This window comes from Streptomyces sp. YIM 130001 (assembly GCF_003574445.1).
Taxonomy (GTDB): domain Bacteria; phylum Actinomycetota; class Actinomycetes; order Streptomycetales; family Streptomycetaceae; genus Streptomyces.
Window position 1 is genome coordinate 233,884 of the sequence record NZ_KZ984554.1, and the last position, 17,312, is coordinate 251,195.

Sequence of the window (17,312 nt, forward strand, 5' to 3'; positions counted from 1 at the left end):
TCCGCGCCGACGAAGCGGGGGCCCGTACCGCCGGTCACGCGGTACGGGCCCCGGCCCGGTCGGGTCGTCCCGACTCCCTTTGTACGTACGGCAGTTGTCCGGCCCGCACGGACCGGTGGCGCCGGCTCAGGCGGCCCGGCTCTCCTGCTCGTCCCGGTCCTCGGTACGCCGGTGCCGGCCGCGCGGGCCCTCGGCGGGAGCCGCGTCCTGGGAAGCGGCCGGACCCCGGTGCTTGCCCTGGCCGCCGGGTGTGTCCGGCTCGGCCGGTGTGGTGCTGTTCTCGGTCATGGATCGGTCACCCCGTAAGAAGATCGTCTGACAACAGGCCGGTGATTCTAACCGGCCGTCACCCGCCCGGTGAGGGGTGCCTGCTGCAGGGGAACAGGGCGTGTCCCACCGTCGGGGGCGGAGTCCGGGACTCCGTCGGGGAGGGCTTCACCGGGCGGTACGGGATCCGGCCCGAGGGCCTGGTCACCGGGGTCGCCCGACCCCTCGTGCGACGGGTGCTCCGGAGCGGTATCGGAGGCGCTGCCCCGCGCATGTTCCAGCTCCCGGCCCACGGCGCCGGGAGCCGGAGAACCGGGCGCCGCGGCCGGCGGCGCCGTGATCGTCGCCACCCCGCACGGCACCGCCTCGGTCGCGTACGGCAGGCGCAGCACCCCCTCGGGGGAGAACAGTCCGGTTCCGCACAGCCACCCGTGCGGCGCGGCGATCTGGTGCAACTGCCGCTGCGCGGGCCGCCACAGACCGATCCAGCTCCCCGCGGCGCCGTCGATCCGGAAGGCCACCGCGCAGCTCTCCGGCAGCAGCGGCTGACCGCCCTGCACGGCGAACGGCGTGACCGCGCAGTCCGGCAGCCGCAGAGCGTCGGGGAACCGGACCGGCAGCGTGCTGTCGAGCACGCCCCAGCCGAGCCGGTCGTACCCCGCCGCGTCCGAGCGCACCAGGATCAGGCCGCTGTCGGGGTCGGCGAGCAGCAGACGGTCGTTGCTCTCCTCGGTGATCTCCAGGAGCGGCGCGACCTCGCCGCCCCGCTCCAGGTCCACCGACACCGTCTTGGTGCGCCCGGCCAGCTCCTGGTCGAGGGCGAGCATCCGGCCCGCACGGTCGAGCCAGACCCCGCCCGTGCAGTGCCCGGGGATGTCGGCCACGTACTCGGGCCCGCAGGCGCTGCCCGCGACCTGCCACACGGCTGTCGAATCGGGGCCGGGCGCGAGCGCGTAGGCGCACGACCCGCCGGGCGTGGGAGCGAGCAGGGTGAGCGAATCCGCCTCCACCGAACCGAGCGGCACCTCGCCGGTCCCCGGGCCGGTCGGATAGAGCAGCGAGAACCGGTGGCGTACGGCGGAGCTCTCGGGCGGCCCCGACCGAGCGTCCGGGACACCTGTCTCGCGGTGCACGAGCACTCTCCCGTCGGCCATCGGCAGCACCTCGGTGCCCGGTTCCTCCGGCTGGTCGAGGGGGAGCGGTACGACATAGGGCTCGGGCCCGTCGAGTGTCCAGCGCTCCGGGCGCCAGGCGTCACCGACGGGAGCGAGCCGCGCGGCGTACGAACCGTCCGCGGCGATCGTGAACTCCCGCCGCACGGCGCCGTCCGCCGCAGCACTCTCCATGGCACAGACCGTCATCGGGTGGTCACCTCCGGCGATGAAGCTAGTTTTCGTACGCGCGGTCGTAGCACCCCCTGCCGCCGACTTCACACATAAGGGTGGCGATGCTCCGGTTCACCTGAGGGCCCTGGGGTGTTTGTGCTGCACCGCATCGTTTCTGCACTCCGAGCGGCCGCCACGGCCCAGGCCCCCGGCCGCGCCCGGCCCGCTCCCGCATCGGGGGCTCCCGACCGGTGCGTGCGCACAGAACGGCCAGGTAGCCTTTCCCCGTGCCCAGCCTCAGTGAAGTAACCACCGCGCTCGACGCCCTGTGGCCCCCGGAGCGGGCCGAGCAGTGGGACGCGGTGGGTACGGTCTGCGGCGATCCCGACGCCCCCGTCGCACGCGTCCTGTTCGCCGTGGACCCGGTGCGGGAGATCGTCGACGAGGCCGTCTCGCTCGGCGCCGACCTCCTGGTCACCCACCACCCGCTCTACCTGCGAGGGACGACCACGGTCGCGGCCTCGCACTTCAAGGGCCGCGCGGTGCACACCCTGATCAGGAACGACATCGCCCTGCACGTGGCCCACACCAACGCCGACACCGCCGACCCCGGCGTCTCGGACGCGCTCGCCGGCGCCCTCGACCTGCGGGTCGTCGGCCCGCTCGTGCCGGACCCCACCGACCCGGCAGGACGCCGCGGACTCGGCCGGATCTGCGAGCTCGACCAGCCGATGCCCCTGCGTGAACTGGCCGCGCACGCCGCGAAGCGGCTGCCCGCCACCGCGCAGGGCATCCGCGCGGCCGGCGACCCGGACGCCCCCGTGCGCAGGGTCGCGGTCAGCGGCGGCTCCGGCGACAGCCTCTTCGACTCCGTGCGCGCCGCGGGCGTGGACGCGTTCCTCACGGCCGACCTGCGCCACCACCCGGTCTCCGAGGCGACGCAGCAGACTCCACTCGGCCTGCTCGACGCGGCCCACTGGGCCACCGAGTGGCCCTGGTGCGAGCTGGCCGCAGCACAGCTCGACGAGATCTCCGACCGGCACGGCTGGGACCTCAGGGTCCACGTGTCGACGGCGGTCACCGACCCCTGGACCGCCCACGCGGCGTCCGCCTCCTTCGAGCCCGGCGCCCCCGCGGGCCCCTCGGAGCCCCCGCAGTATCCCGACACCCACGACTCATCTGGAGCCCCCAACTGAACGCCGCGCCCGCCGACCAGATCCGACTCCTCGACGTCCAGGCCCTCGACGTACGGCTGCAGCAGCTGACGCACCGGCGCGGCGCGCTGCCCGAGCACGCCGAGATCGACTCGCTCACCAAGGACCTCACCCAGCTGCGCGACCTCCTCGTCGCCTCGCAGACCGAGGAGAGCGACTGCGCCCGCGAGCAGACCAAGGCCGAGCAGGACGTGGACCAGGTGCGCCAGCGCGCCGCCCGCAACCAGCAGCGCATGGACTCCGGCGCCATCACCTCGCCGAAGGACCTGGAGAACCTGCAGCACGAGGTCGCCTCCCTCGCCAAGCGCCAGGGCGACCTGGAGGACGTGGTGCTCGAGGTCATGGAGCGCCGCGAGTCCGCGCAGGAGCGCGTCGGCGAGCTCACCGAGCGCGTGTCGTCCGTCGAGGCGAAGATCACCGACGCCACCGCGCGCCGTGACGCCGCCGTCGCGGAGATCGACGAGGAGGCCGGCTCGGTCACCAAGGAGCGCTCGGTGGTGGCCGGTTCGGTGCCCGCGGACCTCCTGAAGCTCTACGACAAGCTGCGCGAGCAGCAGGGCGGTATCGGCGCCGCGCGCCTCTTCCAGCGCCGCTGCGAGGGCTGCCGCCTGGAGCTCAACATCACCGAGGTCAACGAGGTCCGCGCGGCCGCCCCCGACGCGGTGCTGCGCTGCGAGAACTGCCGCCGCATCCTGGTGCGCACCTCCGAGTCCGGCCTCTAGCCGCCCTCGCCGTGCGGACGTTCATCGTCGAGGCGGACGGCGGCTCCCGGGGGAATCCGGGTCCCGCCGGCTACGGCGCGGTGGTCCTCGACGCGGAGAGCGGCGAGACCCTCGCGGAGGTCGCCGAGTATCTCGGCGTCGTCACCAACAACGTCGCGGAGTACCGCGGTCTGCTCGCCGGACTGCGGGCCGCCCGCGACCTGGATCCGAACGCGGCGGTCTCGGTCCGGATGGACTCCAAGCTGGTCGTCGAGCAGATGTCGGGTCGCTGGCAGATCAAGCACCCGGATCTCAGGCCGCTGGCCGCCGAGGCCGCGCGGATCCTGCCGGCCGGCCAGGTGTCCTACGCCTGGATCCCGCGCGCCGAGAACAAGCACGCCGACCGGCTCGCCAACGAGGCGATGGACGCGGGCGGCCGCGGCGAACAGTGGTCGCCGTCCGTCTCCACCGCCGATCTGGACACCCGGGCCGCCCGTAACCTGGCGAGCCCGAAACCGGCGGACGGGAGCGACCGGGCGCCCCTGACCGCTTCGGAGACGCCGGCCCCGGAGACGCCGGCCCCGGAGACGCCGGCCCCGGACACGTCCGTACCGACTGCGGAGGCCCGCTTCCCGGCTGCCGTGAAGGCACCCGTGCCGGCTGCCGTGCCGCCCGATCTCGGGACACCCACCACGTTCGTGCTGCTGCGGCACGGCGAGACGGCGCTCACTGCCCGGAAGCGGTTCTCCGGCAGCGGTGGCGACGATCCCGCGCTCTCCGACGCGGGCCGCGAGCAGGCCGAGCGGGTCGCCGACGCGCTTGTCGCGCGCGGCACCATCCAGGCGGTGGTCAGTTCGCCGCTGGCCCGCTGCCGGCAGACCGCGGCCGCCGTCGCGGCCCGTACCGGACTCGACGTGGTGACCGAACCGGGCCTGCGCGAGACGGACTTCGGCGCCTGGGAGGGCCTGACCTTCGGCCAGGTCTCCGAACTCCACCCGGACGACCTGTCCGCCTGGCTCGGCTCGCAGGACGTGGCGCCGACCGGCGGGGGTGAGTCCTTCGCGACGGTGGCGCGGCGGGTCGCCGAGGCCAGGGACCGGATCATCGAGCGGTACGCGGGCCGTACGGTGCTCGTCGTCTCCCATGTCACGCCGGTCAAGACACTGGTGCGCCTCGCCCTCGGGGCGCCGCCGGACTCGATGTTCCGGATGGACCTCGCGGCCGCGTCACTGTCGGCCGTCGCGTACTACGCCGACGGCAACGCCGCCGTACGCCTCCTCAACGACACCTCGCACCTGCGCTGACCGGGCGGCGGCGTCATCCCCTCAGCGCGGCCGCCTCGCGTGCCAGCGACTCGATCCGGCCCCAGTCGCGGTCCGCGACCGCCTGTGCCGGGAGCATCCAACTGCCGCCCACGCAGCCGACGTTGGGCAGAGCGAGGTACGAGGGCGCCGAGTCGAGGCCGATCCCGCCCGTCGGGCAGAAGCGGGCCTGCGGCAGCGGCCCCGCGAGGGACTTCAGATACGCGGTGCCGCCCGCGGCCGCGGCGGGGAAGAACTTCATCTCCCGTACGCCGCGTTCGAGCAGGGCGACCACCTCGGAGGTGGTGGAGACGCCCGGCAGGAACGGCACCCCGGACGCCTTCATCGAGTCGAGCAGCCGGTCCGTCCAGCCGGGGCTGACCAGGAACCGGGCGCCGGCGGCGACCGAGTCCGTGACGTTCTGCGGCGAGATGACGGTACCGGCGCCGACCACCGCGTCCGGCACCTCGGCGGCGACGGCACGGATCGCGTCGAGCGCGGCAGGAGTGCGCAGGGTGACCTCGATCGCGGGCAGGCCGCCCGCGACCAGGGCGCGGGCGAGCGGGACGGCGTCCGAGGCGTCCTCCACCACGACGACGGGGACGACGGGAGCCAGTTCGAGGACCGAGGGCGAAGTCATGGGGTCATCCTGCCGTGTGCGGAGCACTCTGCGCAAAGAGCGTTGCGCAGAGTGCAACGTCGGCGATGGTCCTGGCTGTCACTCGGGCAGCGAGTCCAGCCAATCCGTCACGAGCGCGTTCACCTCGTCCGGGCGTTCCTGCTGGATCCAGTGCCCGCAGCCGTCCAGAAGGTGCGAGGAGACCAGGCCCGGCAGGGGCTTCGGGTACGCCTCGATGGCGTCGGACAGCCAGGTCGTGGAGGCGTCGAGCGAGCCGCCTGCGAAGAACGACGGCTGGGTGACGGGCGCGCCCTCCAGTTCGGCGAGATCGCTCCAGTCGCGGTCCATGTTCCGGTAGCGGTTCAGCGCCCCGGTCAGGCCCGTGCGTTCGAACTCGGCGGCGTAGGCGTCCAGTTCGGACTCGCCGAGCCAGCCGGGGCGCGCGTCGGGGAAGCGCTCGCGCAGCGTCCCGCCCGCCGTCACGAAATGCGGGTCAGGCGCCTGGGGCCCGGGCATCGTGTCCGCGGACAGCGCCGCGTAGAAGCCGGCGAGCCAGCCCCGAACATCGGGTTCGATCTCCCGCTCGGCCCGGCCCGGCTCCTGGAAGTACGAGACGTAGAACTCCTCCGTCCCGCCCATCCTGGCGAAGATCTCACCGGGGCGCGGCCCGCCGTGCGGACTGAACGGCACGCTGAGCAGCCCCACCGCGCGGAACACATCGGGCCTGAGCAGCGCCGAGTCAGCCGCGATCGTCGAACCCCAGTCGTGGCCCACCACGACGGCCGTCCGCTCGCCGAGTGCGCGGACCACGGCGACGTTGTCCTCGACCAACTCCCGCATGCGGTACGCGGCCGGGTCGGCGGGCCGCGACGAACGGCCGTACCCGCGCACATCGATGGCGACGGCCCGATAGCCGGCCGCTGCCAGCGCGGGCAGCTGCCGGCGCCAGGAGTACCAGGACTCCGGGAACCCGTGCAGGAGCAGCACCAGCGGGCCCGAGCCCTGCTCCACCAGGTGGATCCGGCCCGCGGGGGAGGGGATCAGCCGGTGCCGGGCGCTGCCGGGCGCGGTCGGTGAGGTGTCCTGCGGCCGGTCCTGCTGCGTCATCGCGTCTCCCTCGGGTGCGTGGAGTCCCGGGACGCCGGCGCGCTCCGGTCGCCGGAGCCCGCCCGAGCGTCCGGGCCTTCTCCGGATCATGCGGCAGGGGAGGGCCGGCCCGCGAGGGATGTTGCCGGACCGGCAAACGGCGTCCGCCAGGCGTGGGCGTCAGTGGATCTCGGTCACCACGATGTCGAGCTGCCAGGGCCGGCCGGCCTTCGCCGGAGGCTCGGCCTCCACCACATGGCCGAGGTCCCGCAGCGCCTCCACGAGCTCGGCCGGACCGGCGGGACGGACGCCGCGCTGCAGCAGGTCACGGACCAGCCGGCCCTTGGTCGCCTTGTTGAAGTGGCTGACCACCGACCGCTTCTCGACGCCGTCGACCAGTTGCGAGTGCAGCACCCGGACGGTGGCCGTCCGCCCGGCCGGTTCCCCCGTCGGCTTCCACGCCGACGCGTACGACGAGGAGCGCAGATCCAGTACGAGGCCGCTCCCCGCGGCCTCGGGCAGCGCCTCGGCCATCGGCCCGCGCCAGTACGCACCGAGCGCTCCGAGTCCGGGAAGCTTCACGCCCATCGAGCAGCGGTACGACGGAATCCGGTCGCCGACGCGCACCGCGCCCCACAGGCCGGAGAAGATCAGCAGCGACTTGCCCGCCCGTCGCTTCGCGGCTGCGTCGAGGGTGGACAGGTCGAGCGCGTCGTAGAGGACGCCCGTGTAGATGTCGCCGGCCGGGCGTGTACCCGAGGTGCGCAGGGCCGCGTTCTTCGCGATCTCGCCGCGCAGGCCCTCGCTCAGGCCGAGCACCTCGCGCGCCTTGTCCTCGTCGGCGGCGCACAGCTCGACCAGCTCGTCCAGGACGGCCGTCCGGTACGGCGTGAGCGCGGGCAGCGAGAGGGACTCGGGCTTGAGCGGGGCGCCGCGGCCGGGCGCCGCCTTTCCCTCGGACGGCGGCAGCAGGACGAGCACCTTCGCCTCTTTCTACGGGTTCTCGGAGCAGTTTCGAGCGCGTACGGCGACCGGCTTCGCGCAGCTCCGGGCCGTCGGCCGAGCCGCATCGCGCACGGTCGTTCGCCGTCGAAGCCTATCCGGCCGGGGAGTGCCGGCAGCACCGGCGGTCCCGGCCGCCGACAGGCCGCGACCGGGCCCCGGCCCTACGCTCAGGACTGTGCCGCGCCGACCGATGCATGTGACGGGTGCAGCGCAGGAGCCGCTGGGCGCCGCGCTGCGCGAACTGCGCGCCGGACTCGAGCTGCCCGACGCCTTCCCGCCCGACGTCGTCGAGGAGGCCAAGACGGCGGCAGCCGCTCCACGCCTGCCGGACGAGGACGCCACGGACATCCCGTTCTTCACCATCGATCCGCCCGGGTCGATGGACCTGGACCAGGCGATGTTCCTGGAGCGCACCGACACGGGCTACCGGGTCCGCTACGCCATCGCCGACGTGGCCGCGTACGTGACTCCCGGCGGCCGACTGGACACCGAGGCTCACGCGCGCGTGGTGACCCTCTACTGCCCCGACGGCCGGATCCCGTTGCATCCGCCGGCCCTCTCCGAGGGCGCGGCAAGCCTGCTGCCCGACGAGACCCGCCCCGCCGTCCTGTGGACCATCGACCTGGACCCCGAGGGCCACCGCACCGCGACCGACGCCCGTCGCGCGCTCGTCCGCAGCCGGGCCCGGCTCGACTACGACACGGTGCAGCGCACCATCGACGCGAGGACGGCGGAGGAGCCACTGGCGCTGCTCGAGGAGATCGGCCGGCACCGGGAACGCATCGAGACGGAACGCGGCGGCATCTCCCTCAATGTGCCGGAACAGGAGATCGAGACCGTCGACGGCGGCTTCCGCCTCGCCTACCGCGCACCCGTACCGGCCGAGGGCTGGAACGCACAGATCTCCCTGCTCACCGGCATGGCCGCCGCCGACCTGATGCTCCAGGCCGGGACCGGCGTCCTGCGTACCCTGCCCGCAGCCCCGGACGGCGCCGTCGGCCGGCTGCGCCGCTCCGCCCGGGCGCTCGGCGTCGACTGGCCGCACCACGTCTCGTACGCCGAGGTGGTGCGCTCGCTCGACCCCACGGTGGGCCGCAACGCCGCGTTCCTGCAGGAGTGCACCACGCTCCTTCGGGGCGCCGGCTACACGGCGTTCACCGGAGGCGACATCCCGGAGCCGCATCTGCACGCGGCCGTGGCCGCCCCGTACGCGCACTGCACCGCCCCGCTGCGGCGGCTCGTCGACCGCTACGCCCTGGAGATCTGCCTGGCGGCAGCGGCGGGCGAACAGCCGCCGGTATGGGTGCTCGAGGCACTCGACGCGCTGCCCGACGAGATGGCCGACGGCACCCGCCGGGCCGGCGCGGTGGAGCGCGCGAGCATCGACCTGATCGAGGCCGCGTTGCTCGAGAACCGCGTCGGCGAGATCTTCGACGCGTATGTCATCGAGGTGCGCGACGGTGAACGCCCGGTCGGGACCGTGCACTTGGAGGAGCCCGCCGTGGTCGGCCGGGTCGAGGGCGGCACGGCCCCGCTGCCCCTCGGTGAACGCCTGCGGGTGCGGCTCACGCAGGCCGGGCCGGCGGCGGGGGAAGGTGCTGTTCGCTCCCGCCTGAGGGCTGCCACCAGGGCACCCGGATCGTCGGCGTTGAACCGCACCACGCGCGCGTGCCCGACGCGACCGAGCGGCCGTACGAAGCGGACGGGCTCGGTGAGTTCGACCTTGACGGTGGTCTGGCCGCCGACGACCACGTCCAGGACGCCGTCGTTCATGGAGAACGTGCCACCGTCCGGGTAACGCCGGTCCACGCGCGCGTGGAGGATGGATTCGGCCGGGATCCGCAGATCGAAGAGCGCACCATGGCGCACCCGCAACGAACCGTCTGCGCCTGCCACATGGGGCCGGGTCACACAGGACGCGTGCAGGGCGACGACCTGCACCACCGTGTAGACGTCCACGACGAGCAGGATGGCGTGGGCGACGGGCCAGGGCACGAGCACGGCGAGCGCGACGGTCTCGACGACGGCCACGAACAGCAGGCCGTAGAGCATCGCGGTCTGCGGTGCGGTGTACGCGGCGGCGTGGTCGTCGGGGCCGATGCCGTCCTGGCGCCGGGTGACCCAGAGCAGCAGGCTGCGCAAGGAGGTGGCCTCGTGCCGGGCCACGCGGCGCAGCGCTGTCCTGCGCCGGCCGGGGGCCTGGGGCGAGGGAGGGGTCGGGTCCGGCTTCGTGGGCGGCGTCGACTCGGACATCACAGTTCCTGGGCTCGGCGGAGGAGGTCGGCCATGAGGCGGGCCACGACCTCGGCCTGGGCCGGGGCGAAGTCGCCGAGCAGGGCCTCCCCGAAGGGGTGGTCGGCTGCGGGCAGCTCGGAGGCGATCATGCGCAGCACGGCGTCCGGTACCGCGGCGGAGGCCTCGGCGGCGAGCGGGGCGATCCTGGGGTCGTCCGCGGGTGCGTCGGCCAGCTCGTCGAGTGCGGTGTACAACTGCGTGGTCCGAGCGGCGAGTTCGGGGTCTTCGGCGAGTGGCCGCAGGGCACCGAGGAACACTTCGCGCTGCTCGTCGTCGACCATCGAGTCGAGCAGCGCGAGGTGGCCGCGGTCCTTGCGGGCCATCGCCGAATCGCTCGGTGCGATGGCCTGCAGCAACTCCGCCAGGGCGGGCGACACCGGGCCCTCCGGCGGGATCCCGCCGCTGCGAGCCTGGTCGAGCACTGTGGCGAGGCGCTCGCGGCGGCTGCGGATCTCGACTTCCTGCCGCGCCAGATCCTGGTCCAACTCGTCCAGTACTTCGGCGAGTTCGCGGCCCTCGTCGTCGGCGAGGACGTCCCGGATCTCGACCAGCGCGAGACCGAGTTCGGTCAGCCGCCTGATCCGGGCCAGCTCCACGGCGTGCCGTACGCCGTAGGCGCGGTAGCCGTTGGGCAGCCGCTCGGGCTCGGGCAACAGTCCGAGGTGGTGGTAGTGCCGCACGGCCCGTGGGGTGACCCCGGCGAGGGCGGCGATCTCTCCGATCCGCATGGGCCCAGTAGAAACCTTGACGCTGCGGCAAGGTCAAGCGACGGGCCCACGGCCCTTCGGCGGCCCTGCCGGGCGCGTGTATCCGCTCTCGCTCCCGCAGTCCGCGACCGCATCCTGACTGTTCCGTTCGCCGTGATCACCGGGTCGGCCGGCCCCTTCGCGGCGGGTAGCATGGTCGCCACGGCGGACGAGCCGGCCGGACGGCCGCGGCGTCGATCTCCGGATCGATGTCGAGGAACGTCCGGGCTCCACAGGGCAGGGTGGTGGGTAACGCCCACCCGGGGTGACCCGCGGGAAAGTGCCACAGAAAACAGACCGCCGGGGACCGTACGCGTACGGCTCCCGGTAAGGGTGAAACGGTGGTGTAAGAGACCACCAGCGCCTGAGGCGACTCAGGCGGCTAGGTAAACCCCACCCGGAGCAAGGTCAAGAGGGACCCTCGACAGAGGATCCTGCGCGGACGACCGAGGGCTGCCCGCCCGAGTCCGCGGGTAGACCGCACGAGGCCGGCAGCAATGCCGGTCCCAGATGGATGGCCGTCTCCTCCCGGGCCGCAAGACCCCGGAGCGACAGAACCCGGCGTACAGGCCGACTCGTCCGCCCCTCAGGCCTCTGACCTGGAAGTTTTCCGCTTCCCTGTCGGGGGGCTTGTCCGTTTCTTGTCGCGCTGCGTCCTGCAGGTTCTCGCTTGGTCGCCCAAGTGCCCGCCGTGTTCTCCGCGTCCCGCGCTCGCTCGTCGCGCAGCGCCTCGCGGGGCACGTCGCCCGGCGGGCCCGGGGGCGGGAAGCCGTGAGCCGGGGTGGGGTCAGTGGTCGAGGCGGGCGAAGGCCAGTTCGTGTGCGTGGTCGAGGGCGGCGGGAGCTGTGCAGGGGATGTCCGGTTGTACGCCCGTGCCCTCCCAGTTCGTGCCGGACACGGGATTGACGGCGCGGCCGACGGGGACGGTGGCTTCCAGGTGTGGGTGCACGGTCCAGCCCTGGCACGGGTGAGCGCCGCCGCGGGTGGGTTCGCCGACGACAACGGCTCGGCCGAGCTGCTGGAGGTCGTACGCCAGCTCCTCGGCGGCGGAGAAGGTGCGGTCGCTGGAGAGCACGTACAGCGGCTTGCTGCCGCCGAAGCGTGTGCCGGGGACGTGCGGCAGGCTCCAGGACTGTTCGCCGTGCCGGCCGCCGTGCCAGTGCATGGTGTTGAGGTGGGTGCGCTCGTCGAGCAGGTAGCTGCAGACGAAGGCGACCGCCTCCGGGTCGCCGCCCCGGTTGGAGCGGAGGTCCACGATCAGCGCCCGGGCGCTGGAGGCCAGGGTGAGTGCGGCGCTCAGTGGTTCGGCGGCCCACTCCAGCGGAAAGAGCATCGGGGCCAGCTCGACCACGGCGACCCCTCCGTCGAGCAACTCCACGCGGGGTGCACCGCCCAGTGAGGTGTCGAAGTCCCGGCGCATGGCGTCCAGGGTGGCTGCACCTTCCTGCGGCGGCACCGGGTGTGCGTGGTGCTTCAGTCTCAGGTGCCGGTCGCCGTTGACGGACTGCAGGTCCGCGGTGACGCGTCGGGCGAGCTCCTCGGTGCTGTCGACGTCGTAGGCGCCCTGGGTGAGACGTCGTTGCAGCAGGTCGGTGAGCTGCCCGGCTGTCTCGGGGAACACGTAGTGCTCGGTGAGCAGTCGGGTCGTCTCGTCGATGACCGGGGCAGGGTGAGGCTTCGGCAGGTTCGGCAACTTCGGCAGGGTCGTCATGGTCAGGAGTAGAGCACTGCCCTTGCGAAAGCGTCAAAGAGTTTAGACACTTTCCGTATGTCTGATCAGCCTTCCCGACTGCCGCCTCCCGAGGACGTCCTGGAGATCGGTGCGCCCGAGCAATTCGCGGCGCTCGCCCACCCGTTGCGTCAGCGGTTGCTCTTCGCCCTGGGCCACCAGGCGGCCACCGTCGGCCAACTTGCGGCGCAGCTCGACGGGAAGAAGGGCAATGTGGCCCACCACCTCAAGGTGCTCCGCGACGCCGGTCTGGTGCACGTCGCCGAGACCCGTCAGGTTCGCGGCGGCACGGAGCAGTACTACCGGCGCACGGCCCGCCGCATGGTCGTCGCCGAGCCACAGGCCGCGGGCACCGCCGCGATGCTCGCGGCGGTCGCCCAGGAGCTGGACCTGTCTCCGGTCGAGCCCCAACTGACCCTGCGCCATCTGCGGCTCAGTCCTGCGAAGGCGAGGGAACTGGGCGAGACCCTCGCCGGGCTGGTCGACGAGGCCGAGGAGAGTGCCGAGGAGCAGCCCCTGCACGGTGTGCTGGTCGCGCTGTATCAGCAGGCTCCGCCGGCCGGCGCCAGCAGTTCGGGATAGGAGTTGTCCTTCCGGACAGGAGTTGTCGCTTGGGTCGGCGTGGAATGGGCCCTGCCGGGCTCAGCTGCTCAGCGGTGCTGAGTGGCCCCGCGGCCCCGCGGCGCTCCAGGTGAGGGTCGGTTGGCGGGGGAGCCGGGCGTGGAGGCGCTCGGCGATGGTCCGGACGCCGCCGCTGCCCTGGTCGGTCGGCGTCCTCGGCCCACGGCGGGGCCACGTCGTCCGGCCGGGGCTGGTCGGCGCGGGTGGCGTCTGGCCGTGGAAGCGCAGAAGATCGGGCGGCGCAGCACTGCAGCCTGCTTGTGCAGCGTGGGGGTGTAAGCCTCGACGCCGAACGCCGAACGCCGAACGCCGAACGCCGAACGCCGAACGCCGAACGCCGAACGCCGAACGCCGAACGCCGAACGGCGAAACGGCGGAGGTCGGCGGTCCCTGGTCGTGCGTGCATCATGTGCCGACCGCCGCCATTGAAGTGCTCGACGACCGCCGGTACTTCGTCGAGCCGGCGACGCGGCACCGTCACTCGGTGCGCTCCAGCGACTCCGCCCGCGCTTCGGAGAGCTCGGCTCGTACGGCATGGACGTCTCCCGGCCGCATGGACGTTCATGGCCGCGCGGACCGGCGGGACATCTCTCGCGGACCCGGTCGCCCGGTGGTGCCTCAAGCGGTGTCGAACCGCAGTTCAGGGCGCTCCCAGGTGACCTTCGGTGGCGTCGGGGCGACGGTGCCGGTCCGCTGGGCACCCAGGCGCCGGTAGAAGTCCGTCGCCGGCGGATGGGCCACCACACGTACGCCGGTCAGACCGGCGGCCCGCGCGCGGGCGAGCATGTGCCGCACGAGGCGCCGGCCGATGCCCGTGCCTTGCGCAGGGTCGGCGACGAACGCCAGGTCCAGCTCCGGTGGATCGAGCACGAGGCCGTAGAAGCCCAGCAGCTCGCCGTGCTCGCCGTCAGCGACGAAGACCTGATGCCGGGCCACGTAGTCGGCCGTGACCCGGTACCCGGCGATGATCGAGGCGTACCTGCCCCGGTAGGCGCCGGAAGCGTGCATCAGCTCGGTGAGGGACGCCGCGTCCTCGCCGGTGGCGCGTCTGATCGTCACGTTTTTCATCCCTCGGAGTATAGGGGCGCCATGGGGTTTCACCTCTTACGCTCCCGTGCGAGGGGTGGGGTGTGCGGGCACCGTGCGGGTGTCGTCGTCCGGTGGGTACGCGGCGGGCCCGTACCTGTTGAGGCGGCGCCGAAGTCGGTGCTCGGGTGGAACGCGCTGTGAGCTTCGAACGGGTCGTGCGATGCTCGGCGGCGTGTACAGCAGTCACATCAGTCCCGTCCTCGTGGGACGCAGCGCCGAACTGGCCGCTCTCGGGGAAGCGCTGGCCCGGGCGGACGCCGGGGAACCACGTGCGCTGTTCGTGGGTGGTGAAGCCGGTGTCGGCAAGAGCCGGCTGATCGAGGAGTTCCTCGGACGGGCTGCCGCGGACGGCGCCGTCGTCGCCCTCGGCGGCTGTGTCGAGACCGGCGCCGACGCGCTGCCGTACCACCCCGTGTCGACGGCCCTGCGCACCCTGCGCCGCCGGCTCGGCGCGGAGGTCGACGCCGCTGTCGCCGGCCAGGAGGGCGAGCTCGCCCGGCTGTTGCCCGAACTCGGCGAGATGGACCGGGGCCGCCCCGAGACCGACAGTCGCGCCCGGCTCTTCGAGCTCACCGTCCGCCTCCTCGAGCGGCTCGCCGCGGACCGGACAGTCGTCATCGCCCTGGAAGACCTGCACTGGGCCGACCGCTCCACCCGCGAACTGCTCAGCTATCTGCTGCGCGCACTCGGTGACGGCCGCCTGCTGCTCGTCGCCACCTACCGCGCCGACGATCTGCACCGCCGCCACCCCCTGCGACCCGCCCTCGCCGAGTACGAGCGGCTGCGTACCGTCACCCGTATCGAGCTGTCCCGCTTCGACCGCACCGAGGTCCAGCGGCAACTCACCGCCATCCGCGGCGATGCCCCGCCGGACGAAGTCCTCGAGCGGGTCTTCGAACGCTCCGAGGGCAACGCGTTCTTCGTCGAGGAGCTGGCCCGTGCCCTCGCCGACGGCTCGCCGGGCGGGATCAGCGACTCGCTGCGCGACCTGCTGCTCGTACGGACCGAGGCGCTGCCGGACCCGGTGCAGCGGGTGGTGCGGATCGCCGCCGAGGGGGGTTCGCAGGTGGAGTTCCGGCTTCTGGCGACCGTCACGGGCCTGGACGAGGACGAGTTGATCGAGACGCTGCGTGCCGCTGTCGGGGCCGCCGTCCTGCAGCCCTCGGACGAGGGCGAGTCCTACCGCTTCCGGCACGCTCTGATGCGTGAGGCGGTGGCCGGCGACCTGCTGCCCGGTGAGCGTTCCCGGATCAGCCGCCGTTACGCCGAGGCGCTGGAGGCCGACCCCGCGCTCGTACGCTCGGAGGAGCGGGCCGGGCGGCTGGCCGGCTACTGGTTCGACGCCCGTGAACCGGCCAGGGCGCTGCCCGCCGTGATCGCGGCAGCGGCGGCCGCCCGCGGCCGGCACGCGTTCGCCGAGCAGCACCGGCTGCTCGAGCGGGCGCTGGAACTGTGGGACGACACTCCCGACGAACTGCGCCGCCGGACGATGCGGCAAGGCGTCGACGACGGCTTGGGACAGGCCATCTCCCCCGATACGGCCGGGGACTTCGTGGACCTGCTCGCCGCGATCACGGTGGCCGCGCGCCTCTCGGGAGAACGGGAGCGGGCGATCGCCCTGTGCAAACGGGCACTGCGCATTCTGGAGAACGCCGCTGCACCTTCGCCGAGCGATGCGGGCTCCCCGAGCGATGCGGACTCCCCGAACCAAGAGGGTGCCCCGAACACGCCCAACTCCCCGGCGGACCCCCTCCGGACCGCCTGGTTCTGGACCGAGCGCTACCAGCTGATGCGCGACCTCTCCCGGTCCGACGGCTGGGACGAGATCAGCCACGCACAGCAGCTCGTGCAGAACCTGCCCCCGTCCGCCGTGCACGCCGATGTCCTCGCGCAGGCGGCGCAATGGTACGCGGTGCACCAGCCGGGCCCGATCGCCATCGAGACCGCTCAACAGGCCGTGGAACTCTGCCGGTTGACCGGTGCCGAGGTCACCGCCCTCGCTGTGCGGCTCACCCTGGCGTGGCTGGTCATCAACGACGGCGACGTCGAGCCGGGACTCGAGCAGGCCCGCTCCGTGATCGCCCGCGACCTCGTACCGGACAACGCCAAGGTCCTCCTGCACGGCTACGGCAACCTGTCCACGGCGCTGCACGGCATCGGCCGCTACGCCGAAGCCGTCGAGGTCGCCGAGCAGGGCAGCGAACTGGCCGACCGGCACGGACTGCCGGACACCGCCTCCTTCATCGACGGCAACCTCGCCGAGTCCCTCACCCAGCTGGGCCGTTGGGACGACGCCGCGGCCGTACTCCAACGGGCCGGCCGGCGCCGCGGCGCGAGTGTCCGCACCCAGGGCCAACTCGCCGGGCAGTGGGCCGAACTGGCCCTGGCCCGCGGTGACCACGACGAGGCGCGGCGCCAGATGTCGGAGTCCGACAGCTGGATCACCGGCCGGTACCCGGAGCCGCAGCACTCCCTGGCCATGGCCCGGGTCGCCATCCGCCTGGCGGCTGCCGACGGAAGGATCCTCGACGTCCGCTCCCTCTTCGACACGGCGGTGGGTGAGGGCATCGCACCTGGGCATCAGCGCTACGGCTGGCCGCTGGTGTACGAGGCCGCGGCGGCGGAGGCCCGGGCCGGTGCCCTTGCGGTGGCGGAGCCGGGGCGTGGGGCCGCGCTGGAGCGGATCCGCGAGGCGGCGAAGAGCCAGCCCCGGTTCGCGCCGCTGTGGTCCGCGCAAGCGCTCATGATCGAGGCCGAGTTGCTCACCGCGGAAGGGCGGGACGCCGTCGCCGGCTGGCAGCGGGCCGTTGCCGCCGTCGAGCCGGAGGAGGAGCCGCTGCTGCGGGCCACCGCCTGGTCCCGGCTCGCCGAGGCGCTGATCGTCCAGGGCCGTGCCGGGGCCCGCGAAGCGGCCGGTGAACTGCTGCGGCAGGCGCGGGCGGTGGCCCGCGAACTGGGCGCCGTACCGCTCGATACGGAGATCGTCGCGCTGGCCGGCCGTGCCAGGCTCGCGCTGGAGTCGGGCGGTGCCCGGGCGGACCGGCCCGCTGCGCAGGCGCTGGGGCTGACCGCCAGGGAACGGGACGTGCTGCGGCTCGTCGCCGCGGGGCGGAGCAACCGGGGTATCGCCGAGGAACTCTTCATCTCGCCGAAGACGGCGAGCGTGCATGTCTCCAACATCCTGGCGAAACTGGGCGCTTCGGGCCGAGGAGAGGCCGCGGCCATCGCCCACCGCCTCGGAGCCTTCGACGAGTGACGCGCGAGCGCGGAGCCGTGACGTCAGGGCAGGTCACCTCACCTCACGTGATGTGACG

At 73.2% G+C, this 17,312-nt stretch carries 13 protein-coding genes, 1 other RNA gene and 1 pseudogene; 7 read left to right on the forward strand and 8 right to left on the reverse strand.

Translation table 11 applies throughout. The features are described from left to right. Positions 1–126: 126 nt before the first annotated feature. Complete coding sequence (locus DSC45_RS35725; protein ID WP_162929226.1) at positions 127–288, reverse strand: hypothetical protein; 162 nt, start codon at positions 286–288, stop codon at positions 127–129. A gap of 47 nt (positions 289–335) precedes the next feature. Further along, on the reverse strand, positions 336–1,628 hold the full coding sequence (locus tag DSC45_RS14805; protein ID WP_119290955.1) for a hypothetical protein: 1,293 nt from the start codon (positions 1,626–1,628) through the stop codon (positions 336–338). A gap of 251 nt (positions 1,629–1,879) precedes the next feature. Between DSC45_RS14805 and DSC45_RS14810 the strand changes: the two genes are divergently transcribed. Genes DSC45_RS14810 through DSC45_RS14820 form a run of 3 tightly spaced genes read left to right on the forward strand, consistent with a single transcriptional unit; the run spans position 1,880 to position 4,811 of the window. Next, positions 1,880–2,788 carry a Nif3-like dinuclear metal center hexameric protein gene (locus tag DSC45_RS14810; protein WP_119290957.1) on the forward strand — a complete coding sequence of 303 codons (909 nt, stop codon included), beginning with the start codon at positions 1,880–1,882 and terminating at the stop codon, positions 2,786–2,788. Continuing rightward, positions 2,785–3,528, forward strand: a complete 744-nt coding sequence (locus DSC45_RS35730) for a zinc ribbon domain-containing protein (RefSeq protein WP_205571338.1) — start codon at positions 2,785–2,787, stop codon at positions 3,526–3,528. Before DSC45_RS14810 ends, DSC45_RS35730 begins: the two co-directional genes overlap by 4 nt. Before the next feature lie 11 nt (positions 3,529–3,539). Next, positions 3,540–4,811 carry a bifunctional RNase H/acid phosphatase gene (locus DSC45_RS14820; RefSeq protein ID WP_119290961.1) on the forward strand — a complete coding sequence of 424 codons (1,272 nt, stop codon included), beginning with the start codon at positions 3,540–3,542 and terminating at the stop codon, positions 4,809–4,811. 13 nt (positions 4,812–4,824) lie between these two features. Here DSC45_RS14820 and eda read toward each other — a convergent pair whose 3' ends face one another. From eda to yaaA, 3 genes are all read right to left on the reverse strand, one after another. Then, positions 4,825–5,448: a bifunctional 4-hydroxy-2-oxoglutarate aldolase/2-dehydro-3-deoxy-phosphogluconate aldolase gene (eda, locus tag DSC45_RS14825; RefSeq protein WP_119290962.1), complete on the reverse strand. Its 624-nt coding sequence runs from the start codon at positions 5,446–5,448 to the stop codon at positions 4,825–4,827. A 78-nt stretch (positions 5,449–5,526) separates the two neighbouring features. Further along, entirely contained in the window at positions 5,527–6,534 is a 1,008-nt protein-coding gene (locus tag DSC45_RS14830; protein ID WP_119290964.1) for an alpha/beta fold hydrolase, read from the reverse strand. 159 nt (positions 6,535–6,693) lie between these two features. After that, positions 6,694–7,494 carry a peroxide stress protein YaaA gene (gene yaaA / locus DSC45_RS14835; RefSeq protein WP_119290966.1) on the reverse strand — a complete coding sequence of 267 codons (801 nt, stop codon included), beginning with the start codon at positions 7,492–7,494 and terminating at the stop codon, positions 6,694–6,696. Positions 7,495–7,693: 199 nt separating this feature from the next. Here yaaA and DSC45_RS14840 point away from each other — a divergent pair. Continuing rightward, positions 7,694–9,134 (forward strand): annotated as a pseudogene (locus DSC45_RS14840) (RNB domain-containing ribonuclease). A gap of 636 nt (positions 9,135–9,770) precedes the next feature. On the opposite strand, the gene DSC45_RS14845 reads toward DSC45_RS14840, so the two are convergent. After that, positions 9,771–10,541: a MerR family transcriptional regulator gene (locus DSC45_RS14845; protein WP_119290970.1), complete on the reverse strand. Its 771-nt coding sequence runs from the start codon at positions 10,539–10,541 to the stop codon at positions 9,771–9,773. A 188-nt stretch (positions 10,542–10,729) separates the two neighbouring features. Here DSC45_RS14845 and rnpB point away from each other — a divergent pair. Continuing rightward, positions 10,730–11,141, forward strand: an RNA gene (gene rnpB, locus DSC45_RS14850) — RNase P RNA component class A. A 205-nt stretch (positions 11,142–11,346) separates the two neighbouring features. Here the strand turns inward: rnpB and DSC45_RS14855 are convergent. Then, positions 11,347–12,270 (reverse strand): S41 family peptidase, encoded by a 924-nt coding sequence (locus tag DSC45_RS14855; protein ID WP_119290971.1) that lies wholly within the window; start codon positions 12,268–12,270, stop codon positions 11,347–11,349. Between the two features lie 57 nt (positions 12,271–12,327). Between DSC45_RS14855 and DSC45_RS14860 the strand changes: the two genes are divergently transcribed. Then, complete coding sequence (locus DSC45_RS14860; protein ID WP_119290973.1) at positions 12,328–12,870, forward strand: ArsR/SmtB family transcription factor; 543 nt, start codon at positions 12,328–12,330, stop codon at positions 12,868–12,870. A 657-nt stretch (positions 12,871–13,527) separates the two neighbouring features. Here the strand turns inward: DSC45_RS14860 and DSC45_RS14870 are convergent. Next, positions 13,528–13,977 (reverse strand): GNAT family N-acetyltransferase, encoded by a 450-nt coding sequence (locus DSC45_RS14870; RefSeq protein WP_119290975.1) that lies wholly within the window; start codon positions 13,975–13,977, stop codon positions 13,528–13,530. Between the two features lie 193 nt (positions 13,978–14,170). Between DSC45_RS14870 and DSC45_RS36815 the strand changes: the two genes are divergently transcribed. Beyond that, positions 14,171–17,254: a helix-turn-helix transcriptional regulator gene (locus DSC45_RS36815; RefSeq protein ID WP_276145460.1), complete on the forward strand. Its 3,084-nt coding sequence runs from the start codon at positions 14,171–14,173 to the stop codon at positions 17,252–17,254. Positions 17,255–17,312: the final 58 nt, after the last annotated feature.